General features: G+C 45.4%; 16 protein-coding genes and 1 pseudogene. 4 read left to right on the top strand and 13 right to left on the bottom strand.

Annotation, left to right across the window (positions count from 1 at the left end):
• Window positions 1-9: 9 nt before the first annotated feature.
• From P5Y91_RS02250 to P5Y91_RS02230, 5 genes are all read right to left on the bottom strand, one after another.
• A complete protein-coding gene (locus tag P5Y91_RS02250; RefSeq protein ID WP_277838859.1) occupies window positions 10-654 on the bottom strand; it encodes a macro domain-containing protein in 645 nt (214 codons plus the stop codon).
• A gap of 228 nt (window positions 655-882) precedes the next feature.
• Window positions 883-3,876, bottom strand: a complete 2,994-nt coding sequence (locus tag P5Y91_RS02245; protein WP_277838858.1) for a type I restriction endonuclease subunit R — start codon at window positions 3,874-3,876, stop codon at window positions 883-885.
• Between the two features lie 126 nt (window positions 3,877-4,002).
• Window positions 4,003-4,368, bottom strand: coding sequence for a TIGR02328 family protein (locus P5Y91_RS02240; RefSeq protein WP_277838857.1), 366 nt, complete (start codon window positions 4,366-4,368; stop codon window positions 4,003-4,005).
• Complete coding sequence (locus P5Y91_RS02235) at window positions 4,369-4,746, bottom strand: YbgA family protein (protein WP_277838856.1); 378 nt, start codon at window positions 4,744-4,746, stop codon at window positions 4,369-4,371. It lies immediately after the preceding gene.
• 259 nt (window positions 4,747-5,005) lie between these two features.
• The gene (locus tag P5Y91_RS02230; RefSeq protein WP_003006102.1) at window positions 5,006-5,263 is read right to left on the bottom strand and encodes a SemiSWEET family transporter; all 258 of its coding nucleotides are present in this window, start codon (window positions 5,261-5,263) and stop codon (window positions 5,006-5,008) included.
• Window positions 5,264-5,549: 286 nt separating this feature from the next.
• Here P5Y91_RS02230 and P5Y91_RS02225 point away from each other — a divergent pair, with 286 nt between their 5' ends.
• A complete protein-coding gene (locus P5Y91_RS02225) occupies window positions 5,550-5,813 on the top strand; it encodes a SemiSWEET family transporter (protein WP_003012241.1) in 264 nt (87 codons plus the stop codon).
• Window positions 5,814-6,202: 389 nt separating this feature from the next.
• Here P5Y91_RS02225 and P5Y91_RS02220 read toward each other — a convergent pair whose 3' ends face one another.
• From P5Y91_RS02220 to P5Y91_RS02200, 5 genes are all read right to left on the bottom strand, one after another.
• Window positions 6,203-8,188: an ABC transporter permease gene (locus tag P5Y91_RS02220; protein WP_277838854.1), complete on the bottom strand. Its 1,986-nt coding sequence runs from the start codon at window positions 8,186-8,188 to the stop codon at window positions 6,203-6,205.
• Complete coding sequence (locus P5Y91_RS02215; protein WP_004219620.1) at window positions 8,189-8,947, bottom strand: ABC transporter ATP-binding protein; 759 nt, start codon at window positions 8,945-8,947, stop codon at window positions 8,189-8,191.
• Between the two features lie 15 nt (window positions 8,948-8,962).
• Window positions 8,963-9,091, bottom strand: coding sequence for a hypothetical protein (locus P5Y91_RS02210; RefSeq protein WP_260314290.1), 129 nt, complete (start codon window positions 9,089-9,091; stop codon window positions 8,963-8,965).
• A 115-nt stretch (window positions 9,092-9,206) separates the two neighbouring features.
• Entirely contained in the window at window positions 9,207-10,181 is a 975-nt protein-coding gene (locus P5Y91_RS02205) for a sensor histidine kinase (protein ID WP_277838852.1), read from the bottom strand.
• Entirely contained in the window at window positions 10,174-10,851 is a 678-nt protein-coding gene (locus tag P5Y91_RS02200) for a response regulator transcription factor (protein WP_049505925.1), read from the bottom strand. The genes P5Y91_RS02205 and P5Y91_RS02200 overlap by 8 nt, the downstream gene beginning before the upstream one ends.
• A gap of 146 nt (window positions 10,852-10,997) precedes the next feature.
• Here P5Y91_RS02200 and P5Y91_RS02195 point away from each other — a divergent pair, with 146 nt between their 5' ends.
• Window positions 10,998-12,182, top strand: coding sequence for a DUF2974 domain-containing protein (locus P5Y91_RS02195; RefSeq protein WP_049491535.1), 1,185 nt, complete (start codon window positions 10,998-11,000; stop codon window positions 12,180-12,182).
• Window positions 12,183-13,252: 1,070 nt separating this feature from the next.
• On the opposite strand, the pseudogene P5Y91_RS02190 reads toward P5Y91_RS02195, so the two are convergent.
• From P5Y91_RS02190 to P5Y91_RS02180, 3 genes and pseudogenes are all read right to left on the bottom strand, one after another.
• Window positions 13,253-15,688, bottom strand: a pseudogene (locus tag P5Y91_RS02190) (pneumococcal-type histidine triad protein); the annotation flags it as partial.
• 7 nt (window positions 15,689-15,695) lie between these two features.
• Entirely contained in the window at window positions 15,696-16,631 is a 936-nt protein-coding gene (locus P5Y91_RS02185; protein WP_155125272.1) for a metal ABC transporter solute-binding protein, Zn/Mn family, read from the bottom strand.
• Window positions 16,632-16,975: 344 nt separating this feature from the next.
• Window positions 16,976-18,238: a DUF6287 domain-containing protein gene (locus P5Y91_RS02180; protein WP_155125271.1), complete on the bottom strand. Its 1,263-nt coding sequence runs from the start codon at window positions 18,236-18,238 to the stop codon at window positions 16,976-16,978.
• 248 nt (window positions 18,239-18,486) lie between these two features.
• On the opposite strand from P5Y91_RS02180, the gene P5Y91_RS02175 reads away from it, so the two are divergent.
• Together P5Y91_RS02175 and P5Y91_RS02170 are read left to right on the top strand one after the other, a co-directional pair.
• Window positions 18,487-19,008, top strand: coding sequence for a DUF2975 domain-containing protein (locus tag P5Y91_RS02175; RefSeq protein ID WP_129824393.1), 522 nt, complete (start codon window positions 18,487-18,489; stop codon window positions 19,006-19,008).
• A gap of 10 nt (window positions 19,009-19,018) precedes the next feature.
• Window positions 19,019-19,225: a helix-turn-helix domain-containing protein gene (locus tag P5Y91_RS02170; RefSeq protein WP_003006064.1), complete on the top strand. Its 207-nt coding sequence runs from the start codon at window positions 19,019-19,021 to the stop codon at window positions 19,223-19,225.
• The last annotated feature ends 120 nt before the right edge of the window (window positions 19,226-19,345 follow it).

Raw genomic sequence — 19,345 nt, 5'->3', positions numbered from 1 at the left:
TCACCTAAATTATAATATAGAAATAGTATCTCCATCTTCCTTTCGGACTACGATTTCGACATCAGATATTAATTTTGTTTTACGTAGCATGAAGTATTTAACCATAAATTCTAATTGTTGCTGATGATTATAATTCAGTTTGGATAAACCAGAACCGATCAAGGGTAGATATATTGGATTACCATTAGAATTCCTAAAACAATTATCAACTATTGCATTCAAAACTATAAGATAGTCTTGATCACTAGTTTTAGCATTCTTATTATTTTCTATAATTGATAACGCTATGAAATGATATCTAACGTTTCCAATATCTACAAAAGCAGTGCTTCCTATTGGATATCTATTATAATTTCCTACTGATTTTCCACCTTTTTTTACATCATTACCAATATTTACTGATGATATACCCTGTTCTTTCAAACTACTCTTAATCTTCTTATCAAGAACTGTCTGTGATACTAAATTATTATCGTATAAAAATTTAATAACTTTCCCATGAAGTGAATTGGTAGAAATAACTGATTCATCTATTTTGGTATCAAAACAACTATTTACAGGAACTATTAAATTAACCTTACTAGCACCAATATGATCTAGGATATTGCCATATGTTCCTGAAACTTCAAAACTATTATATTTAAAATATACCACTCTGCTTTTTAAACGGTAATATAAAAGTGTATAACCAAAAGTTGAGAAATATATTACTAGAAAAGTTAATATTACTTTAAAAATATGGTTTATTAGATTATTACTTTTATAAAAATCACTGATATTTATAAAAGTTGCCAACAAGGATAACAAGGATAGAAAACTAAAAAAATACTTGCACGATAATTTTAATGATCTCTTTATCAAATGTATTTTACTCCCCTTCTCCTACCTCCCCACTCTCAGTGGTTCAATCACCTCTTCGATCAGTTGGGTATAGGCTTCTTTGATTTGTTTTTTGTAGCTGAGTGGGTTGAGGGCGTCTGCTACTTCTGCCTTGTAGTCTTTGTAGCGTTGGCTCTTGGTCAATTGGCTTTCGCCGGCTTGTTTTTTGGCGCCTTTGCGATAGTGTTGGATATAGTAGCGGAGTTCGTCGGCTCCGATATACCACTTTTTGGCGAAGCTTACGATATGGCTATCGATGACGGATTCGATCATCTGATCCAAGACTCCGGTGATGGATTGTCCTCGGTAGCGTTCGGGCTCCTCTTGGACTTGGGTCCAGAGATTTTGTATGATCTCTGCTAGGCTTGGATTGGTCCGGTTCAGGCTCTCAATATAGCTATCCACGGTTGCGATATCCTTGTCACTCAGGGTCTGCTCGTCATTTTCCTCCTGCTGGATCATACTCTGGATCAGCATCAGGATATAGGCATAGTTGATCTCATCAACTTGGACAGACTCCAGCTCATAATGGATATCTAGCTCATCTTGGCTGTCCACTTCTGGATCCCTGCTCTTGATCTCTGCCAGGATATTTTGATAGAGGCCCAGATAGGCTTCGAGCTGGCTGTCGCTGAGGCCTGTTTCCAGATAGATCTCTTCCTTATCATACTCTGAGTAGACGCGGATCGAGGCTTGGTACTTGTCAAAGACCTGATAGGCTTTGGCGACCTTGCGAAGCTGAGCTGTTGGGGCCTGCTCGAGGGCAACTCCTTCTTCTTCGAAGTCTGTGACTTGGCCTTTAAACTCTGCCCAGGCTTTTAAGAAGTTGCGCTTCTCTTCTTCCCAGCTTGGTGCCAGGACCTCATTTTCTCCCCCATTGGAGTAGAGCTTGAGGGCATTGTCGACGGCTTCCTTGAAGGCTTGAGGACGCTGGAAGGTGATGATATGGCCGAAGTGTTTCTTGTCATCAAAGATCCGATTGGTCCGGCTAAAGGCCTGGATCAAGTCCTGTGGGCGCATAGGCTTGCGGTCGATAAAGAGGGTAGATAGGCAAGGTGCATCAAAGCCCGTCAAGAGACGGTCGACCACGATGACTAGGTCCAACTGCTCATTGCGGTAGAGGTACTTGTCCTGCTTTCTGGCCAGGCGATTATTGACATCGGTGTTAAAGCCCCGCAGATCCGCTAGGCTAAAATGCGTACCAAACTCTTGGTTGTAGTCCTCCATGACCTGCTTCATGTGGTCTTGGTAGCCGATGGATTCTTCCTCATTTTCAGATACTGAGTAGGTGATGGTAAACTTTGGAAAATCTGGTAGGTATTGTTTGACCCGCTCGGAGACCTTGACACGCTCCTTGCCAGCGAGAATGCTCTTGAGCAGATTATAATAGGCCTGTGCTCTTGGGATAGACTTAACTGTCAAGATCGCCTCATAGCTCTTTCCGACCCCTTTTGGGATATTGAGCTGTTGCTGGCTCTTATTGAGGATGGCATCTAGGACCTCTAGCATGTGCTCCTTGTCCTCATAGGCCTGGTCTGGGATCTCTTCTTCTAGGAGATCGGAGATGATGGTATTGCGGTAGTCGACCTTAAAGCCCAGAACTGCTCCATCATGGATGGCTTCCTTGACCGTGTATTCATGCAGGCGGTCGCCATATTGTTGGTGGGTAGTCTGAGCCAGGTCTCCCACTTGTTTACGTTTGTTTTCCTTAAAGATTGGGGTCCCTGTAAAACCATACCAGAGTGAGTTCTTGAAGTAGGCCTTGATCTCTTTTTGTGTCTGAGGGGTGACTGCCCGGTGGCACTCATCCACGACAAAGGCCACGCGCAAGTCCTTGATCTTCCCAGCATCCCGCTGGTACTTCCCTTCTTCGAACCTACGCATCATAGTCGTGATTTTCTGGATGGTCGTGACTACCACGCGCTTGTCATTGCCCCCTAGGCGCTTGACCAGCTCATGGGTGTTGTCCGTCTCGTCGATGTCGATGACATCATTAGCCGCATAAGAGAGGAAGGACGAGGTCGTCTGCTGGTCCAGGTCTCTGCGGTCAACGACAAAGATGGTCTTTTGAATGGCTGGGATCTGTAAGAGATTGCGCGCCACCTTGTAAGAGGTCAGGGTCTTACCAGAACCGGTCGTATGCCAGATATAACCTGACTCTTGGCGACGGGAGGCTTCCTGCACAGCCTCGATGGCATGGATCTGGTAGGGACGCAGGAGGATGAGGGCTTTCTTGCTATCGTCGATGACCGAGTACTGCATAACCATCTGGTGGGCCCGGGGAATGGAGAGAACCTCATGAGCAAAGCTGTTGAGATCAATCATGGGTTGGTTGTCCTTGTCCACCCATTTGGTCAAGAATTGCTTGTTTAGCTTACTTTCACGGGCTGCAGCGATATAGCGTGTGTCTACTTTATTGGTCACGACAAACATCTGCAAGCTAGAGTAAATACCCCGAAACTTGCCTTCACGATCGTACTTTTTGATCTGATGAAAGGCATCTAGAAAGGCCACTCGGGGACTCTTGAGTTCGATATGGATGAGAGGCAGGCCATTGATCAGAAGGGTGGTATCTAACCGTCGATCCTGGTCTAGTGGATAGGCCTTGTCGCGTTCGACTTGGTTGACCACTTCATAGCTCGACTTACCAGCTGCGATATTGTCCCGCCAGATGACCGCTAAACGGATAGTCCCTAGACTGGCATCTTCACGCTGGACTTCTACCTTGGCGATTCCATTTTCACCAGCAAGCCACTTGGCCGCTTCATAATAGCTGACAAAGTTGAGCTGGTTCTTGATCTGACGCTTTTCTTGGTCAGTCAAAGGACGGTCCGCCAGCACGGCGACATTGTTTTGCGCGAGCTTGTCAAAGAAATTGTCCCACAACTGGTCTTCATTCTTGAGATCCTCGCGGTAGGTCCACTGACTCTCTCCTGAAGTCAACTGCTGGATCAACTGTCTTTCAATCTCAAGTTCTGGAGTTGCTACTGCCTTCATCCGTCTATCCTTTTCCTCTACATAATCTCCTATTATTATAGCATGTTTGGAAAAGAAATTAACGCTTTCAAAGCATTTTGTTGGTTTTTCGCGCAAAAAAAACGAACCTGGTCTGGTCCGTTTTTCTTAATCTAAATGAATCCCTTTTTCTGCTAGATTGTCCAGGCATTCTTGGAGGTAAGTGTCCTGATGCTCAGGATAGATAGGGGTGCTCAAGGCTTCCTCTTTCAGCTCTGGATAGGCTGGGCAGGTCTTGCCTCGGTAGGTCGGCTCCCACCACTCTGGACTGACCTTGTAGCCACGTGCAGTCATCTCCTCCATGATCAGGCGGTGATAGGCATAGAGGCGATAGGGCGAGTAGTCAAAGACATAGTTGACCGTCGCGTGCTTCTTTCCCCAGCCATTGCCTCTCAGGGCGCAGCATTCCCGGTGTTGGCCGAGAAGCTGGGGACGGGGGAGTTTTGAGATCAAATCTTGGTGCCACAGTCTCATCTATTGACCTCCTAGTAGTGTCGACTCTTGCAAATAGCGATTGGGGTAGCGCTCTAGGAGCGTTTGGATCCCCTTGATGAGATCCTCTTGGCTAGCTTGCCCATGCTGGTATTTCTCAAGTAGCAGCATGAAGTCGGCCTTTTCCTCAGGAGTCGCCTGCTTTTTGAAATAGCCCCAGATATGCTGGAAGGCATTGGAGACCTGGCCACGATTTTCTGGCAAGGCCAGCGCTTGCTTGATCAGGTCCTCGACGTGGCTGACCTCCACCTGGTCTTGCTTGAGGTATTCCCGGATCTCCTTGTAAATGTTGCTGGAATGACTCAGCACCAGGTATTTATTTTTTGCCCATAGGACTTGGCAGTGATGTTTTTGATCCACTCGTGTCTCCTTTTGATCTTCTCGGTTAATAGTCCTCCCATTATACCATGGAAATGAGTGAAGTTATAAAAAAGAGGCTGGGACAAAAGTCCTGGCCTCTCAATTGTCTTTAGATTGTCGAGCAAAACGCAGTGGTTGAGTGGGCTCTACTATGCTGATTTCATCAGCTTTTACAGCCCTACTCAACTGTGCGGAGGTGGGACAACGAAATCGAATTCTAACGAATTACCAATTTCTGTCCCACTCTCTCTTTCATTGATTACAAGGCTGTGATGGCTGTGATCAAACCAAAGATGATCCCTGGTGCATTGGCTGCAGCAAGTGGAATATCGCGTTCTTTTTTGAAGAGTCCGTAGTAAACCCAAAGGCTACAGTTGATGGCTGCGACAAGGGGTTGAACAAAGTTTCCTTTGTGACCTGCGAGGTTATCCATGATTTGTGGGAAGTAAGACACATACATCATAACAGACATAAAGGTCGCAACCCAACCAAGAATTTTCATTTGTTTTTCATTCATTTTGAAACTACCATTTCCTTTTCTTTTTTAAGTATGCACTATTCTACCTTTTGTCCTTTACAAATTCAAGTCTTTTTTTTCAAATGTTACCGAACTGTAAAGTGTCACAATCTTGTGATTTTGCAGGAAGATGGATTTCTCTTCGAGAGAGTCTTCTCTCTAGTAATTATTTTAGATACTTTGTCTAATTTTTTTGCAAATGTAATCATTTTCATCTTGAATAGCATGCAAATTAATTGCATTATCTTCCTATTTATGCTATTTTGATACACAGAGGTAAAATTTTATGAATAAACAAAAAATCAACCAAATCGTTGGCTCGATCGGTGCCTTTATTGGGATTATCGTTTTCATTGCCTACATCCCACAAATTATTGCTAATTTACAGGGAAACAAGGCCCAACCTTTCCAACCCTTGTCAGCTGCTATTTCTTGCTTGATCTGGGTCATTTATGGTTGGACAAAGGAACCTAAAAAAGACTGGATTTTGATCATTCCGAATTCGGCAGGTGTCATCCTAGGAGGATTGACTTTCCTTACATCACTTTAATAGAAAGCGAACAAAGACTGAACTCGACTGGTTCAGTCTTTTTTATATCCCTTTGAAAAGCAAAAACAATCGCATCGGTTTTCAAACAAAAAGCCCGCAATGAGCGAGCTTAAAAATTGACAATTCTTTTCTTTGAATAACCTTAGCTGGACTATTGTACAAAAATCTCAAAATGATTTCTCATTATTATTTAGAGTATATTGAAACTTTCCGCTGTGAGAAAAGTGCCTGAAATAATCATGTTTCAGGCACTCGGAATTATTGAGACCTTAGGCTCAATAATTAGTCATGGAACTTTCTGGATTGCTGAAATCATCCACTGGATAATTTCACCTAACCTCCGTCCTCACCTAAGGAAAGTTTCTAATTTGATTCGAGCTTCTTTTTCCTTATATCTGCACAATCTTACGATAGCTCCGAGAGGTGATCCAAAAGACGATCAGGTAGGTGATAAGAAAGACGGCGCAGACGCTGATGGTCACGACGAGTACTTGGCCACTATTGATGACACCGAGCACTTTAAGAATGAGGCGGATCATATGGTAGGCAAAGGCCAGGTGGATAAAGGCAAAGATGAGAGGGAGGAAGAAGACGGTCCGTACTTGACGGTTGATGGTTCGTTTGACCTCGTGTTCATCGAGCCCCACCTGTTGGAGGATGACGAAGCGCTCACGGTCTTCATAGCCTTCTGAGATTTGCTTGTAGTAGATGACGATGACCGTTCCGACCATGAAGATCAGTGACAAGAAAATCCCGATAAAGAAGATGCCACCAAAAAGGCTATTCAACTCTGCCACATCATTGGCTCGGTTACCTCCATAGATAAATGTTCCTTGGCCCTGTTGGCTACTCAATTCATCGATCATCTTGTCATAACTAGCTGCTAACTTGAGCTGCTGGTCTTCATCGACATTGACATTGAAACCACCGTAGATATTGGTATTGATGGCCAGATTTGGAAACTGAGCGACAAAGGCTGAGAGATCAGGTACGATCAGGTAGTTGAAATCCTCCGTCAGCATATTAAACTGATTTGGCACGTGGTCGGTGATAAAATCCTTGGTCACTTCTTCTTTGACTTGGAAGTCTTGCCCATTGATAGTCAACTGATTTTGCCCTTTCAGAGCCTCGTTATGAGCAAAGAGGATGACTTGGTTGCCTGTCAGATTGACTTGTTCGCCTGTCATGTGTTCATAACTAGCTGCATCAAAGACCATAAAGACGGTTTTGGGAGTGACGCTGCGTTCATCAGCTGGATAGACGGTGAAATCGGTGCCCTTTTGTGATTTAATCCCAAAGTTGGCATAGGTCATCAGGTCGCGATTCTTGATCTTGAGATGGTGCTCAGAGGCAAATTCATCAAATTTCTGATTGATTTGCTCCAGCTCGACCCCTTTTCCTTGGACAGAGAAATCATGAGGCGCCATGATTTTCTTGACCATTTCGCTACCGACATAGATGTTGGTTGCTGCAGAGATGGTTACCAGCACCATGGTCGAGAGGATGGCAATGGTCGCAAGGCCCACTGCATTTTTCTTCATGCGATAGATGAGGTTAGAGACCGAAATCATATTGTTGGGCTGGTAATAATAGCTCTTCTTTTTCTTAAGCAGATGCAAGAAGACGGTGATCCCAGCATTAAAGAGCAGGTAAGTCCCGATCATGACCAAGATAACCGCTAGAAAGAAGGTCACAAGCGCAATGATAGGGTCTTTGACCGACAAAGCTAGGTAGTAGCCAAAACCAAGAGAGGCTAAGCCCAGAATGGTTTGAGGCCACAAGAAGCGGGCTTTCTTTTCGCCACTAGCCTTCTCACGCGTCAACTGCAGGGCATTCAAACGGAGAATGCGCCAAGCATTGAGAAGAATCAAAAGTCCAAAGATGAGACCAAAGGTGACAAAGACCAAGATGACAATCCCAGGTTGGAAGGTGGACACTAGCTGGACCTTCATCTTCATGAGTTTCAAGAGAAAGGCAAAGATCAGCTTGTCAAAGAGGGCTCCAATCAAGACTCCGGCTGAGACCGTCACAAAACCAAAAATCAAAAGTTCCTTGAAGATCATGCTGATGAGATGGCGTTTCTCAAGGCCGAGCATGCTGTAGATGCCCAGTTCCTTGGAGCGGTTTTTCATGACGAAGCTATTGGCATAGAGCACGATGATAGCTCCCGCAGCATTGACCACGAACAGTCCCAAGACCAGGGTAAATATCATGGGATCTCCCCCTCGAAGCTCATGAATGTGAGGATTAAAGGTCAGGGAGTCAAAGAGGTAGGCGATGGTCACTGCGAGAATGACCGCAATCGCAAAGGGATAATAGAGCTTGCGGTTCTTGATGAGATTAGAGCAAGCTAGTTTAGTGGTTAATCGAAACATCTACTCCACCTCACTTGCCATGACCGTCAGGGTATCCGAGATTTCTTGGAACATCTGACGCTCCGTTTTTTCGCCACGGAAGATCTGGTTGTAAAGAATCCCATCCTTGATGAAGAGCACGCGCTTGGCCCGAGCTGCTGCTGCGGTTGAGTGGGTCACCATGAGAATGGTTTGCCCCATGCTATTGATATCTTCAAAGACATCTAGCAAAGCAGCCGAAGACTTGGAATCCAGCGCCCCTGTTGGCTCATCCGCAAGGAGAATTTCTGGCGAGGTGATGATAGCCCGTGCTACGGCTACCCGTTGTTTTTGCCCACCAGAGATTTCGTAAGGGTATTTTTCAAGCAGTTGGTGAATGCCCAACTCCCGGCTGACGCTATCGACCTTGCTCATCATTTCCTTGACTGGTCTGCGAGAAAGGACCAAGGGCAGGAGGATATTGTCCTTGACAGACAAGGTATCGAGTAGGTTGAAATCTTGAAAGACAAAGCCTAGTTTTTCCCGACGGAAGCTCGACGCATCCTTGTTCTTGATGGTTGAGGTATCCGTGCCATTGAGGTAGACCCGCCCTTCCGTCGGCTGGTCCAGCATGGCTAGGATATTGAGGAGAGTTGATTTCCCAGATCCTGATTCCCCCATAATAGCGACGTATTCCCCTTTTTCAACCGTGAAGTGGATATCTTTTAGGGCTTCAACCTGCGTTCCTTGAAAGCGGGTTTTGTAGATCTTTTTGATATGTTGAACATCTAGTAATGACATGCTTTTCTCCTTTTACTAGTAGATCAAGAAAAATTCTTGGGTTTGTTGCAGGACTTGGAGACCAAATTCCGTCTTTTCCAGATCGGTTTGGTTATTTGGTTTCTCAGTCTTTTTGGGTTGTTTCATCCATTTCAAGAGTTTCATTTTCTTGACCTCCTTCATTTGATGAAACAATTGTATAAAAAATAAAAGGCGGCTACCATAACCTAACCTTTCATTTTGACCTTTATTTCTTACATTTTTGTAAGATGGGGAAATCCTAATCCATGACCAACTTCTTTTCTTCAAAGCGAATAGCGACGGTCGTGCCTTGGCCGACCTCTGAATGGAGGGTGATCCTGTGGCCCAATTGCTCTGCGATTTTCTTAGATAGATAGAGCCCCAACCCTGAGGATTGCTGGGTCAGGTGGCCATTGTAGCCAGAGAAGCCCCGCTCAAAGACACGGAGAACATCGCTATTTTTGATCCCAATCCCGCTATCTTTTATATAGAGAGTCTGGTCTTTAAAATAGATTTCAATCCCACCAGTGCTGGTGTACTTGAGGCTATTGGATAAGAGCTGCTCGATGATGACCAGGAGCCACTTGCGATCGGTGATGACCTCCTGCTCCAAATCATGCAAGTCCACGGTCAAGTTCTTTTGGATAAAAAAGAGGGCATACTTGCGGACTACTTCCTTGACCAAATCCTCTAGCAACACGCCCTTCAAGACCAGATCGTCATGAAAGCTCTCCAGTCGCAGGTACTGCAATACCAGATTGGCATAGGAGTCAATCTTAAAAAGCTCCTGCTCCATCTGCTGTTTGATCGTTGGCGTCTCGACATCTTGGACTAAGAGCTGGCTGGCCGCAATGGGCGTCTTAATCTGGTGAACCCAGAGGGTATAGTAATCCATCAGGTCATTGAACTTGGCCTGGGCTGTCTTACCTTCTTCCAGACGCGCCTGCTGTTCTTCCCTGTATTTTTCATAAAGAAGGTGTTCCAAGGGCGAAGCAGCCTCTATTTCCTCATATAGCGCAGCTTTTCGATAGTCTTGAAAGGTCATGACGAAATCCCAGATCAAGACACAGAAGGCAAAAAAGCCTAGCACTAGGGTCGCATAGAGGAAAACCGTCCCTGTCTCTGGAAAGAGATAGGCAAAGACCAAATCAATGATCAAAAAGATGACCAATAGATAGAGTAGGCGCCTGCGGGATACCACATACTGCCAGAAGATCGTTCCAAATTTATTCATGGGTCAACCCGTAACCGATGCCTTTCTTGGTTTCGATGAAGTTTGACAAGCCAGCCTCTTCTAGTTTCTTACGAAGGCGGGCTACATTGACAGACAAGGTATTGTCATCAATAAAGAAGTCGCTATTCCAGAGCTCCTTCATCATGTCATCGCGTGCTACGATACTGCCTGCATGCTCAAATAGGACGCGAAGGATCTGAAATTCATTCTTGGTCAGCTTGATGACTTCCCCTTCATACATCAAGTCCGTAGACTTGAGATTAAGGATAGCACCCCGGTGCTCCAGCAGATTTTGATCCGTGCCAAATTCGTAAGAGCGGCGCAAGAGCCCTTGGACCTTGGCAAGGAGCACATTTTGATCAAAAGGCTTGGTGACGAAGTCGTCTCCACCCATATTGATGGCCATGACAATATCCATGGCTTGATCCCGTGAAGAAAGAAACATGATCGGAACCTTTGAAACCTTGCGAATCTCTTGGCACCAGTGGTAACCATTGTAGAGAGGCAGGCCAATATCCATGAGAATCAAATGAGGGTCGCTTTCGACAAAGATCCCGAGGACATCCATAAAATCCTCTACTGCGACCACTTCATAGCCCCATTGTTCCAATAATTGTTTGACCTGTTGGCGGATAATTTCATCGTCTTCCACTAAGAGAATTTTATGCATGGCTGTCTTTCCTTCTTTTTTCTTCTTCCTATTATAACAGATTAAGAAGCAGAGAAAAAGATCGAGCGTAGCCTTCTTAACAGTAAGAGCTTTTTCTACTCCCATTTTTGTGCTATACTGAAAGAAATAAGACACGGGAGGCACAGATGTCGACGATTTTTGATTACCTAAAAGAAGTGACTTATGATTCCATATATGACCGCCCCTTCAAAGAACTGGATGTTCTCGCATTGACAGAGCTGACCTATCTGCCCTTTGGACACATTGTGCCTCAAGGAGATACAACAGGGATTCCAGTGCGCCTGTCTGATGCGATGGAACTGATCGATCGGACTACCGATTTTATCGTGAGTAACCAGCACCTGCAATTAGTCGATGAGTTGGCTACTTCAAAGCGCTTTAAGAACATCAAACTCCTCAACTATGTCGATGAATACGATCCCGATGTGCAAAAACAGTTTGCGGCCATGACCTATCGGCTTAGTCTGGATACGTATTTGGTCGTTTTCAGAGGAACGGATGACACCTTGATCGGCTGGAAGGAAGACTTCCACATGACCTATATGGACCATGTCCCAGCTCAGAAGCGCGCAGCCAGCTACCTGCAACATGTCATGAAGGAATTTCCGAAAGGTCGCTTCTTGGTAGCCGGTCACTCCAAAGGGGGGAATCTCGCAGCCTACGCCTGCACGTATCTTCCAGATTATCTGTTTGAACGGGTTGACGAGATCTACAGCTACGATGCTCCTGGCCTCAACAAGGCCATTATCGAAACCGAAGGCTACCAGCGCACGTCTCCAAACATTCGTCGCTTTGTCCCTCAGGGATCCATCGTTGGCATGATGTTGGAAGTGCCAGAACCGACGACCATTGTCAAAAGTCACGCCTTTGGCGGCTTTGCCCAGCACGACGCCTTTACTTGGGAAATCAAGGACTACAGCTTTGTGACCGTTTCTGAAACCAGTCCAGATAGCCAGCAGACCGATCTGACCTTGAAGCAATGGGTTCGCGAAACATCGGCAGAGGAGCGCAAGAAGTTTTTTGACACCTTTTTTGGCATTTTTCTAGATGCCGGCATCACTTCCATCAATGATCTAACCGATCTCAAGCAGCTAGCTAAGGCCAAAGAAATCCTCCAAAATGCCCAGGATTTGGATCCAACTGAGCGAGAAATGCTGGAACGTTTGGCCAAGCAGCTCATCGACACCCGCTTTCAAGCTTGGAAAAAATGGCAGACGGTCCCCCGCATCCTGGTTCAAATGGCTGCATTTTTCAAACGGAAAAAAGTAATCGAGTCTACCTCTCCACTGCTCCTCGAGCACAAGGAATGAGACTCAACAACTGAAAAAAGAGACAACTTCTTCTATTCACTAAAACGCAAAAAGAGGCTGGGACAAAAGTCCTAGCCTCTCAATTATTTTTGGATTGTCAAGCAAGACGCAGTGGTTGAGTGGGCTCTACTACGCTGATTTCATCAGCTTTTACAGCCCTACTCAACTGTGCGGAGGTGGGACGACGAAATCGAATTCTAACGAATTACCGATTTCTGTCCCACTCTCTTTTCTATTTTCTATTGGTTCTGAGGAGATGGAGTATCTGGCGTGCTTGCTTCTGTTACAGGTGCGCTTGCAGGCTCTGTTTCAGTCTCAGTGGTGGCAGGCTTGCTTCCTTCTGAAGCTGCTGCTTCTTTTTCCACCGGAGTTTCTGTAGCGACAGGCGTTTCAGCTGTAGAAGCTGGTTTCCCCGCTTCGCTTGCAGATGGCGCAGCTGCCAATTCTGCCTGGAAGGCTTGGATGGCCTGTAGTAAGGCTGCTTTATCACTCTTTGGATTAGCCAATTGGTCAAAGAGAGCTTCTAAGCGATCAAACACCGCATCACTAGCTCCCTTGTCCTGCAATTGTTGGTGTAGGGCCATCAATTGGTTATAGAGCTGTTGATAAAGAGCGACATCCCCAATTTGAGGCTCTTCCGTTTGCTTTTGTTTTTGCTTTTCAATGGTATCACTGATTTCGCGTAGAAGTGCTTCCCCACTTGAAATAGCCTTGTCTGGATCAGATTCTTTTCCAAGTTGAGCCAATCCTGCTTCAAAGGCAGTTCGTTTGCCTTGGTCTTCGACTTGTGGCAAGAGCGACTGGATTTGCTCTAAGAGAGCTGTCAGAATCTTGTTCTGTTGACGAGCTTCTGTTGCCTTATCCAACTCTCCATACAAGCCTTTGAGGAAATCATAAACCTCTACGTTGTAAGATGGGGCTTGACTTCCTTTTTGATCCAAAACTGTTTTTTCAATAGGATAGGTTTGGCCTTTTTCTTGGGAGAAGAGCTGGTCAATAGCTTGCTTAGTTTGGTAGAGCTCCATAAAGTGAGACTTGGAATCCCAAGCTTCTTCAAAGGCTTGAGCTCGGTAGAGCTTCAAGGCTAGATCTGCCGCCTTGGTGCGGAGTTCTGGTGTCAAGCGCGCATCGCTCAAGCTTTGGTAGAAATACTTGAGGTAGTCGACAGATGTCACACCCGTCCGATCTTGCATCTCCTGAACAGCTTCTAATAGCTTCCCTTCCTGCTCTATACGCTTGCTGTCCTTGGCAGTATAGGCTTCCTGCAGTTGAGAGACCAACTCTTCCTTCTTCAATTGGAAGGCCTCTGTATCTAGCAAGCGCACTTGTTCCAGCAATTCTTGGTAACGACGATCCAAGGCTGTCTCTTCTTTTGGTTTGACCGCTTGGGTCGCATGAATGTACTGCTCATCAACCTGTTTGAGACTAGCTAGATAGCCCTCTGTTGAATTACTTGGGAAACTCTTGACATTTTCCAAGAAGTGGCCCAAGATGAGCTCAATCCGTCTTTGTTGCAATGGATCAGAAGCATAGAGACTGCGGCTTTCTGCTAAGAGCTGGTTGACCCTATCCTCTACGACTTTCTTGTCCAACTCTCCTTTTTTGTAAGTCGATTGGATGGTAGGAAGACGGTGGGCTAAGTAGTCTGCTAGTCCTGCTGAGCGCACCTTGATGTAGTGGTTGTGATCGCCATGTGGGATGACAAACTGGCCATTTTCAATCTGGAGGCTATACGGAGAAATCCCCGAGCGAAGGGCTGTTGCATAGAGTTCATTGATAAAGTCTAGTTCAGGATTACCCGTCTCAAGCGGAATCCGGACATGTTCCTTACGAACGGCATATGGGTGGATGTGGGTCGGATCGTATTCTTGGTCTGGATTGTTAAAGACAAAGAAACCATTGGAAATCTTAATGGCCTCACGAGGGACGCCGTAGGTCTTGCTGATGTACTGGATCTTTTCCTCATCTGAGGCATCGCGAGAATAGCTAGCGACATCATCTGTCAGTGGCTGTCCCTTGGACTCTTCTTTCTTACCTGCCAGAGTTGCCTCTGCTGCTGCAATCTCTTGATGAGAGAGGTCCTTTTTATAAAAATAATGAGCGTGGTTGCCATGAGCGACCATGTAACCGTCCTCGTCCTTACTGATGACCATGTCTGCATGGAAACCATGATCGTGCTCCTCTTCGTGCTCGTGATCATGACTGTCCCCATGTTCATGCTCGTGACTATCTCCATGTTCATGCTCGTGCTCATGGTCAATTGGTTTTGTACTTGGATTTGAAGGATGGTTTGGTCTTATTTCAGCAGGTGTAGTAGCACCTTGGGCCCGAAGCAGTTGGAATTGCCGCGCCAGCTCACGTTCTAAAGGAGATAGGGAGCTGTAAGGGATAAAGTGGAAATGATCCCCGTGAGGGTAGACAATCCCTTGATCGGTCCACTTGGTAATCTTACTTGGATCAAAGACAGAACCATCAGACTCCACATGACGAGAAGATAGAGGTGTTTTCTGCAATTCTTCCATCAGATTGCTCAGGTTTGGACTCGGTTTTGAAGTAGCCGGTTTAGAAGTCGTTGGTGTTGTCTGTGTAGGGGTTGGACTTGGTGACACCTGATTGCTTGCTTGTTTTCCTAAGCTTGGAGAGGCTTGATTTGGAGTCCCTTGCCCTTGTTCTGTGCTTGCTCCAGCTAGGCGTGAGCCTCCAGCCTGATGGCCAGCTTGACCACCTAAGGCCGAAAGGGCTGCTGCTAACTCTCCAGCAGATAAGGCACTCTTTGGAATATAATGGAAATGGCTACCATGGGGCACAATAAAGCCTTCCCCTGTATCTGAAATGACATCTCCAGGGCTAAAGACATAACCATCGTCCGTACGATAGCCTCCTCCTGAATGGTTTTTAGCAGTCAGCGTTTCAAGGGACTTCCCCTCTTTTAGCGCTTGACTTGGCTGACTAAAATCTCGAGTTTTAACCCCTTTGTGCGAGGAGCTCGCCTGTACCGATCCTGTTTCCCCTTCTTCTTTAGCGCCTCCTTTTTGTTGTTGAGCGATCTCTTCGATCGAGCGCACATTGACCGTATGCTGAGCATCCTTTAAGTAGAGATAGTATTTCCCAGCCCGTTTGATGATATAGCCATCCTTGACCTTGCTGACAATATCAGCTTCTTGGAGCTGATAAGTTGGATCCCGCAAAATCAACTCTTCACTAAAGATGGCATCAAATGGGACCTTGCCGCTGTAGTAATGAAAATGATCCCCATGAGAAGTGACAAAGCCTTCATCTGTAATCTTAATGACAATTTGCTCTGCCTGGGTCTTTTCCTTGGCATTGACCGCTTCGATGCTATCTTCCTTTTTGCTGGAGGCAGTCGCTGACGATTTCTTATCTGCTTGCAAATACTGAATCTGATTCTTTTTCTCTTCCTTGACTTGTGGTTGCTGACTGAGCGCATAGGCACAGAGTCCTAGCCCCAAGGTCGCTACAATTCCAATCGTTCCCTTTTTCTTCATTCTTGATTTACTCCTCTAATTCCTTGGCTAAAGTCGCCATATTTTCTTCTAAATTTTCTAATAGATCCTTATCATTTTGTGGATCGGCTTCCAGTGGATCCAAGACCTTGACACGCGCCCCTGTTGCCTTGGCGATACTATCTGCCACTTTTGACGACGTGTGCTTTTCCACAAAGATCGTTTTCACCTTGTAGTCTTTGACAAACTGCTGGATCTCGGACAATTGACGAGCGGTCGGTTCTTGCTCTGGGGAAATCCCTGCAATCCCTAACTGCTTGAGACCAAAGCGTTTGGCTAGATAAGAAAAGGCCGTATGCTGGGTCACAAAAGTCTTTTGCTTGGCCTTGTCAAAGAGAGGCTGGTATTGTGCTACCAGGTCCTCACAGCGCTTTTCAAGCTTTTGAGCATTGGCCTGATAGCGCTCCTTGTTCTTTGGATCGATCTCTCCCAAGCGCTGGGCGATGATCTTTCCTTCCTCTGCGATTTTTACAGGATCCAACCAAGTATGCGGATCATACAAATGCTTGCCTTCTTTTCCCTGACCAGCTTCGACATCCTCTAATCCAGCCACCTTATCCAGGGTCATTCCTTGGCTGCCTTCGATCACTCGCAACTTGGAACCTTGAAGATTGGGATCTAAGCGACCGGCCCAAGATTCCAGGGTCTGAGAATGATAGACAAATACATCCGCATCATAGATTTGGGCCACTTCTTTGGTAGAGGGCTCATAATCATGGATCCCTGCACCTGACTGAACCATCCAGATGTCATTTTGACCGCCAGAGATTTCCTTGACCAGAGCATAGATAGGATAAAAACTCGTGACAATTTTGAGACCTTTTTTAGAAGGGGGCTTACCCGCATTTCCTTGACTTCCACAAGCTGTCAGCAGAAAGAAACCGAGAAACAAGAGTCCCAGAACCTTCATTCTTCTCCTATTCATCCTTCACCTCTTTTTCATTTTCGTTAACTAGTTTATTAATCAGTTAATTAACTAGTTAATAATACTGCTAATCATTTGCTTTGTCAAGTCTTTTTTGCATATTTTTCCTTTTAATGATAGAGACTAACCTTTTACTAGCCTCCACGACCTTTCCCTGCAGAAAAAAAGAGGCTGGGACAAAAGTCCTAGTCTCTCAATTGTCTTTGGATTGTCGAGCAAGATGCAGTGGTTGAGTGGGCTCTACTACGCTGATTTCATCAGCTTTTACAGCCCTACTCAAGTGTGCAAAGGTGGGACGACGAAATCGAATTCTAACGAATGACCGATTTCTGTCCCACTCTCTTTTATTGACGGTAGAAATATTGATCAGCTGGGTAGTTTCCTGCAGATTGAGTCACCACCAGACGTGGCTTACTGGTGTCAGACTGATCTCCATCTGGATTTTGGAAGCCAATTTTCAGCAGTCCAATCGCCGCACCGGTCTCACCCATCTTCAGTTCAACATAAGGGATCTTGCTCTTCTTATCTGAGTCCGCAACAGCCTTGAGGCTACCTTGGCCCTTGACTTTTCCGTCTGCTTGGATGACGATTTCAGCACCCTTGCCATTGCGCCAAGTTCCAGCTAAGCTAGAGAAGTCGCCTCCGTTAATGGCCGCAATATCCAAGTCTTTCTCTTTTTTCGGTTGCGGGTAGGCTTTCCACCACTCTAGATGGTAATCCCGAAAGGCCACATCTCCAAACATAATTCGACGCTCTTGCGAAGCCACTCCATCAGGACCTGTCACACCTGCTGGGATCAAGTACAAGATTTGTTCTTGCCCTTGGATCGCAGTCGCATTGGCCCCAGTGAAATAAACTTCATAATAGCCTTTTCGTTTCTTAGGTTCTTTTTCTTTATTGAGCAGGTAACTTGCCCGAGTGCCTCCGCTCCAGAAAGCCCAGCCGGTCTCACCATTTACAATGCTTGGAAAGGCGTTTGTCTTGTTTTGGTAATATTCTTCTGGAGTATAGCCATAAAGTTTAAAACCGGAATCGGCGATTTCCTTTTCATAGGCATCATTGGAATAAGCACCTTCAAACGGTGAAAGATTGCCATCAAGGACAACATCATTTGGATCTGTCGATTTGAAAAAATCCTCCCGATTGGCAAAGACCATCTCGTGGTCAGGATTTTTGTCAGACATGGTCACCGTGATCAAAGGCTTCTTATCCGTCTTATATTTGAAGACGCGAACAGTGACTGTAAAATCGGTATTGCCATCGGACTTTTTCATCTTGCCTGTCGAAACCTTGTTAGACCCTTCGACCTTCCAATCCGTGCTAAATTCAGCAGATACCTTGCCATCAGCCGTTTGGTAAGCGATCTTCCAGGCTTTGCCTTTTTTCTCGATTTTGGCTTCATCTCGTTCATTGGAGACATAATCACCACTCAAGTCAATAGCTTTTTCTTTTGGCTTGGTGACCTTCTTGCTGGTCTGGTTAAATTCCTTTTGATGGTCTGGTTGGATGTTAGAACTAGAGTAGAGATAGACCCCACCAATCAGAACAGCTGCTCCGACCAGTCCCAAAATCGGCCCCAGGTATTTTTTCTTCCATTTTAGATTCATTTTACTACCTCCATGGAATAAGATCTTTACACTAGTATACCCTAAATCGAAAGTATAGTAAAATTCCCCTCTATGTAGTGGTTTTCTAGGTTTAAACTGACTAGTTATAGCAGAGATTACCTGTTTCTCAAAAATAATATTTTGTTTAACATTATTTTTTTATCGTTTTTCGATACTTTTTTGTTGACTTATTTTTTATAAGGAGTATACTATAAGTGAAAAATAAATAAACTTTAAGGAGGCTTTCGATGAAAAACTCAAAAACCTTAAAAGATGTCATTGAAGTCTTAACGGCTTTCATTTACTTCTGTGGCTTTATGACCTTGGCAGCACTGGTCATCCACCTGCTTTCCCGGATGGGAGTGTTTAAGGAGATCGTTCAATCTGGACGCTTGTCCTTTGATATCAATGGCATCCAGCTCTTCCCCAAACATCCGCACCCCCTCTGGCAGTTGCTCTTCCCACTAGCCTCAAGTGCTATTTATATTTTTCTTCTCATCACCATTCGTAGCTTCCTCCAAAATCTCTACCAAGAAAAGATCTTTTCTCACTCCAACATTGATCTTTGCAACCGAGCTTGGAAGATCCTATTGGTCTTGTCCTTTATGTCCGGTACACTTGAGACCAGTGGCGATGTTTATCTTCTTCCCTTTACCTTCCAATTGACCTTTAATACGGGACTCCTCCTTGCCGTCCCAATTGTATGGGTGCTTGGCAAGATTTTAGAGAGAGGGATTGAGATCGCTGAAGAAAATGAGCTGACCATTTAAGGAGGGTGCCATGATTATCGTCAATTTAGATGTCATGCTGGCCAAGCGAAAGATGAAATCCAATGAGCTAGCCGACAAAATCGGCATCACCACAGCCAACCTCTCCATCCTCAAGACCGGCAAGGCCAAAGCCATCCGCTTCACCACCCTTGAAGCCATCTGCAAAGAACTCGACTGCCAGCCAGGAGATATCCTGGAATACAGGCCAGATGAATAGGGACTATATTCGGAGACTTTCCTTGGGTGAGGACGGACGGTAGCGAATCCCTCTGGGATTCCATACCTAAGATTTGAGCCCACTGTCTCAAATCTTCCGAGAGTCTGAAACAAAAATGTT

It is taken from the genome of Streptococcus taoyuanensis, assembly GCF_029589235.1.
Lineage (GTDB): Bacteria > Bacillota > Bacilli > Lactobacillales > Streptococcaceae > Streptococcus > Streptococcus taoyuanensis.
Note: the sequence above shows the minus strand (reverse complement) of the source record. Positions and strands in the feature narration are given on the sequence as shown.

Coding starts and splice junctions, on each gene's coding strand:
- P5Y91_RS02195 (WP_049491535.1), top strand. CDS start 10,998: ATGTCGACGATTTTTGATTACCTAAAAGAAGTGACTTATGATTCCATA.
- P5Y91_RS02245 (WP_277838858.1), bottom strand. CDS start 3,876: ATGAAGGCAGTAGCAACTCCAGAACTTGAGATTGAAAGACAGTTGATC.
- P5Y91_RS02215 (WP_004219620.1), bottom strand. CDS start 8,947: ATGTCATTACTAGATGTTCAACATATCAAAAAGATCTACAAAACCCGC.
- P5Y91_RS02230 (WP_003006102.1), bottom strand. CDS start 5,263: ATGAATGAAAAACAAATGAAAATTCTTGGTTGGGTTGCGACCTTTATG.
- P5Y91_RS02205 (WP_277838852.1), bottom strand. CDS start 10,181: ATGAATAAATTTGGAACGATCTTCTGGCAGTATGTGGTATCCCGCAGG.
- P5Y91_RS02185 (WP_155125272.1), bottom strand. CDS start 16,631: ATGAATAGGAGAAGAATGAAGGTTCTGGGACTCTTGTTTCTCGGTTTC.
- P5Y91_RS02180 (WP_155125271.1), bottom strand. CDS start 18,238: ATGAATCTAAAATGGAAGAAAAAATACCTGGGGCCGATTTTGGGACTG.
- P5Y91_RS02225 (WP_003012241.1), top strand. CDS start 5,550: ATGAATAAACAAAAAATCAACCAAATCGTTGGCTCGATCGGTGCCTTT.
- P5Y91_RS02240 (WP_277838857.1), bottom strand. CDS start 4,368: ATGAGACTGTGGCACCAAGATTTGATCTCAAAACTCCCCCGTCCCCAG.
- P5Y91_RS02220 (WP_277838854.1), bottom strand. CDS start 8,188: ATGTTTCGATTAACCACTAAACTAGCTTGCTCTAATCTCATCAAGAAC.
- P5Y91_RS02210 (WP_260314290.1), bottom strand. CDS start 9,091: ATGAAACTCTTGAAATGGATGAAACAACCCAAAAAGACTGAGAAACCA.
- P5Y91_RS02170 (WP_003006064.1), top strand. CDS start 19,019: ATGATTATCGTCAATTTAGATGTCATGCTGGCCAAGCGAAAGATGAAA.
- P5Y91_RS02200 (WP_049505925.1), bottom strand. CDS start 10,851: ATGCATAAAATTCTCTTAGTGGAAGACGATGAAATTATCCGCCAACAG.
- P5Y91_RS02175 (WP_129824393.1), top strand. CDS start 18,487: ATGAAAAACTCAAAAACCTTAAAAGATGTCATTGAAGTCTTAACGGCT.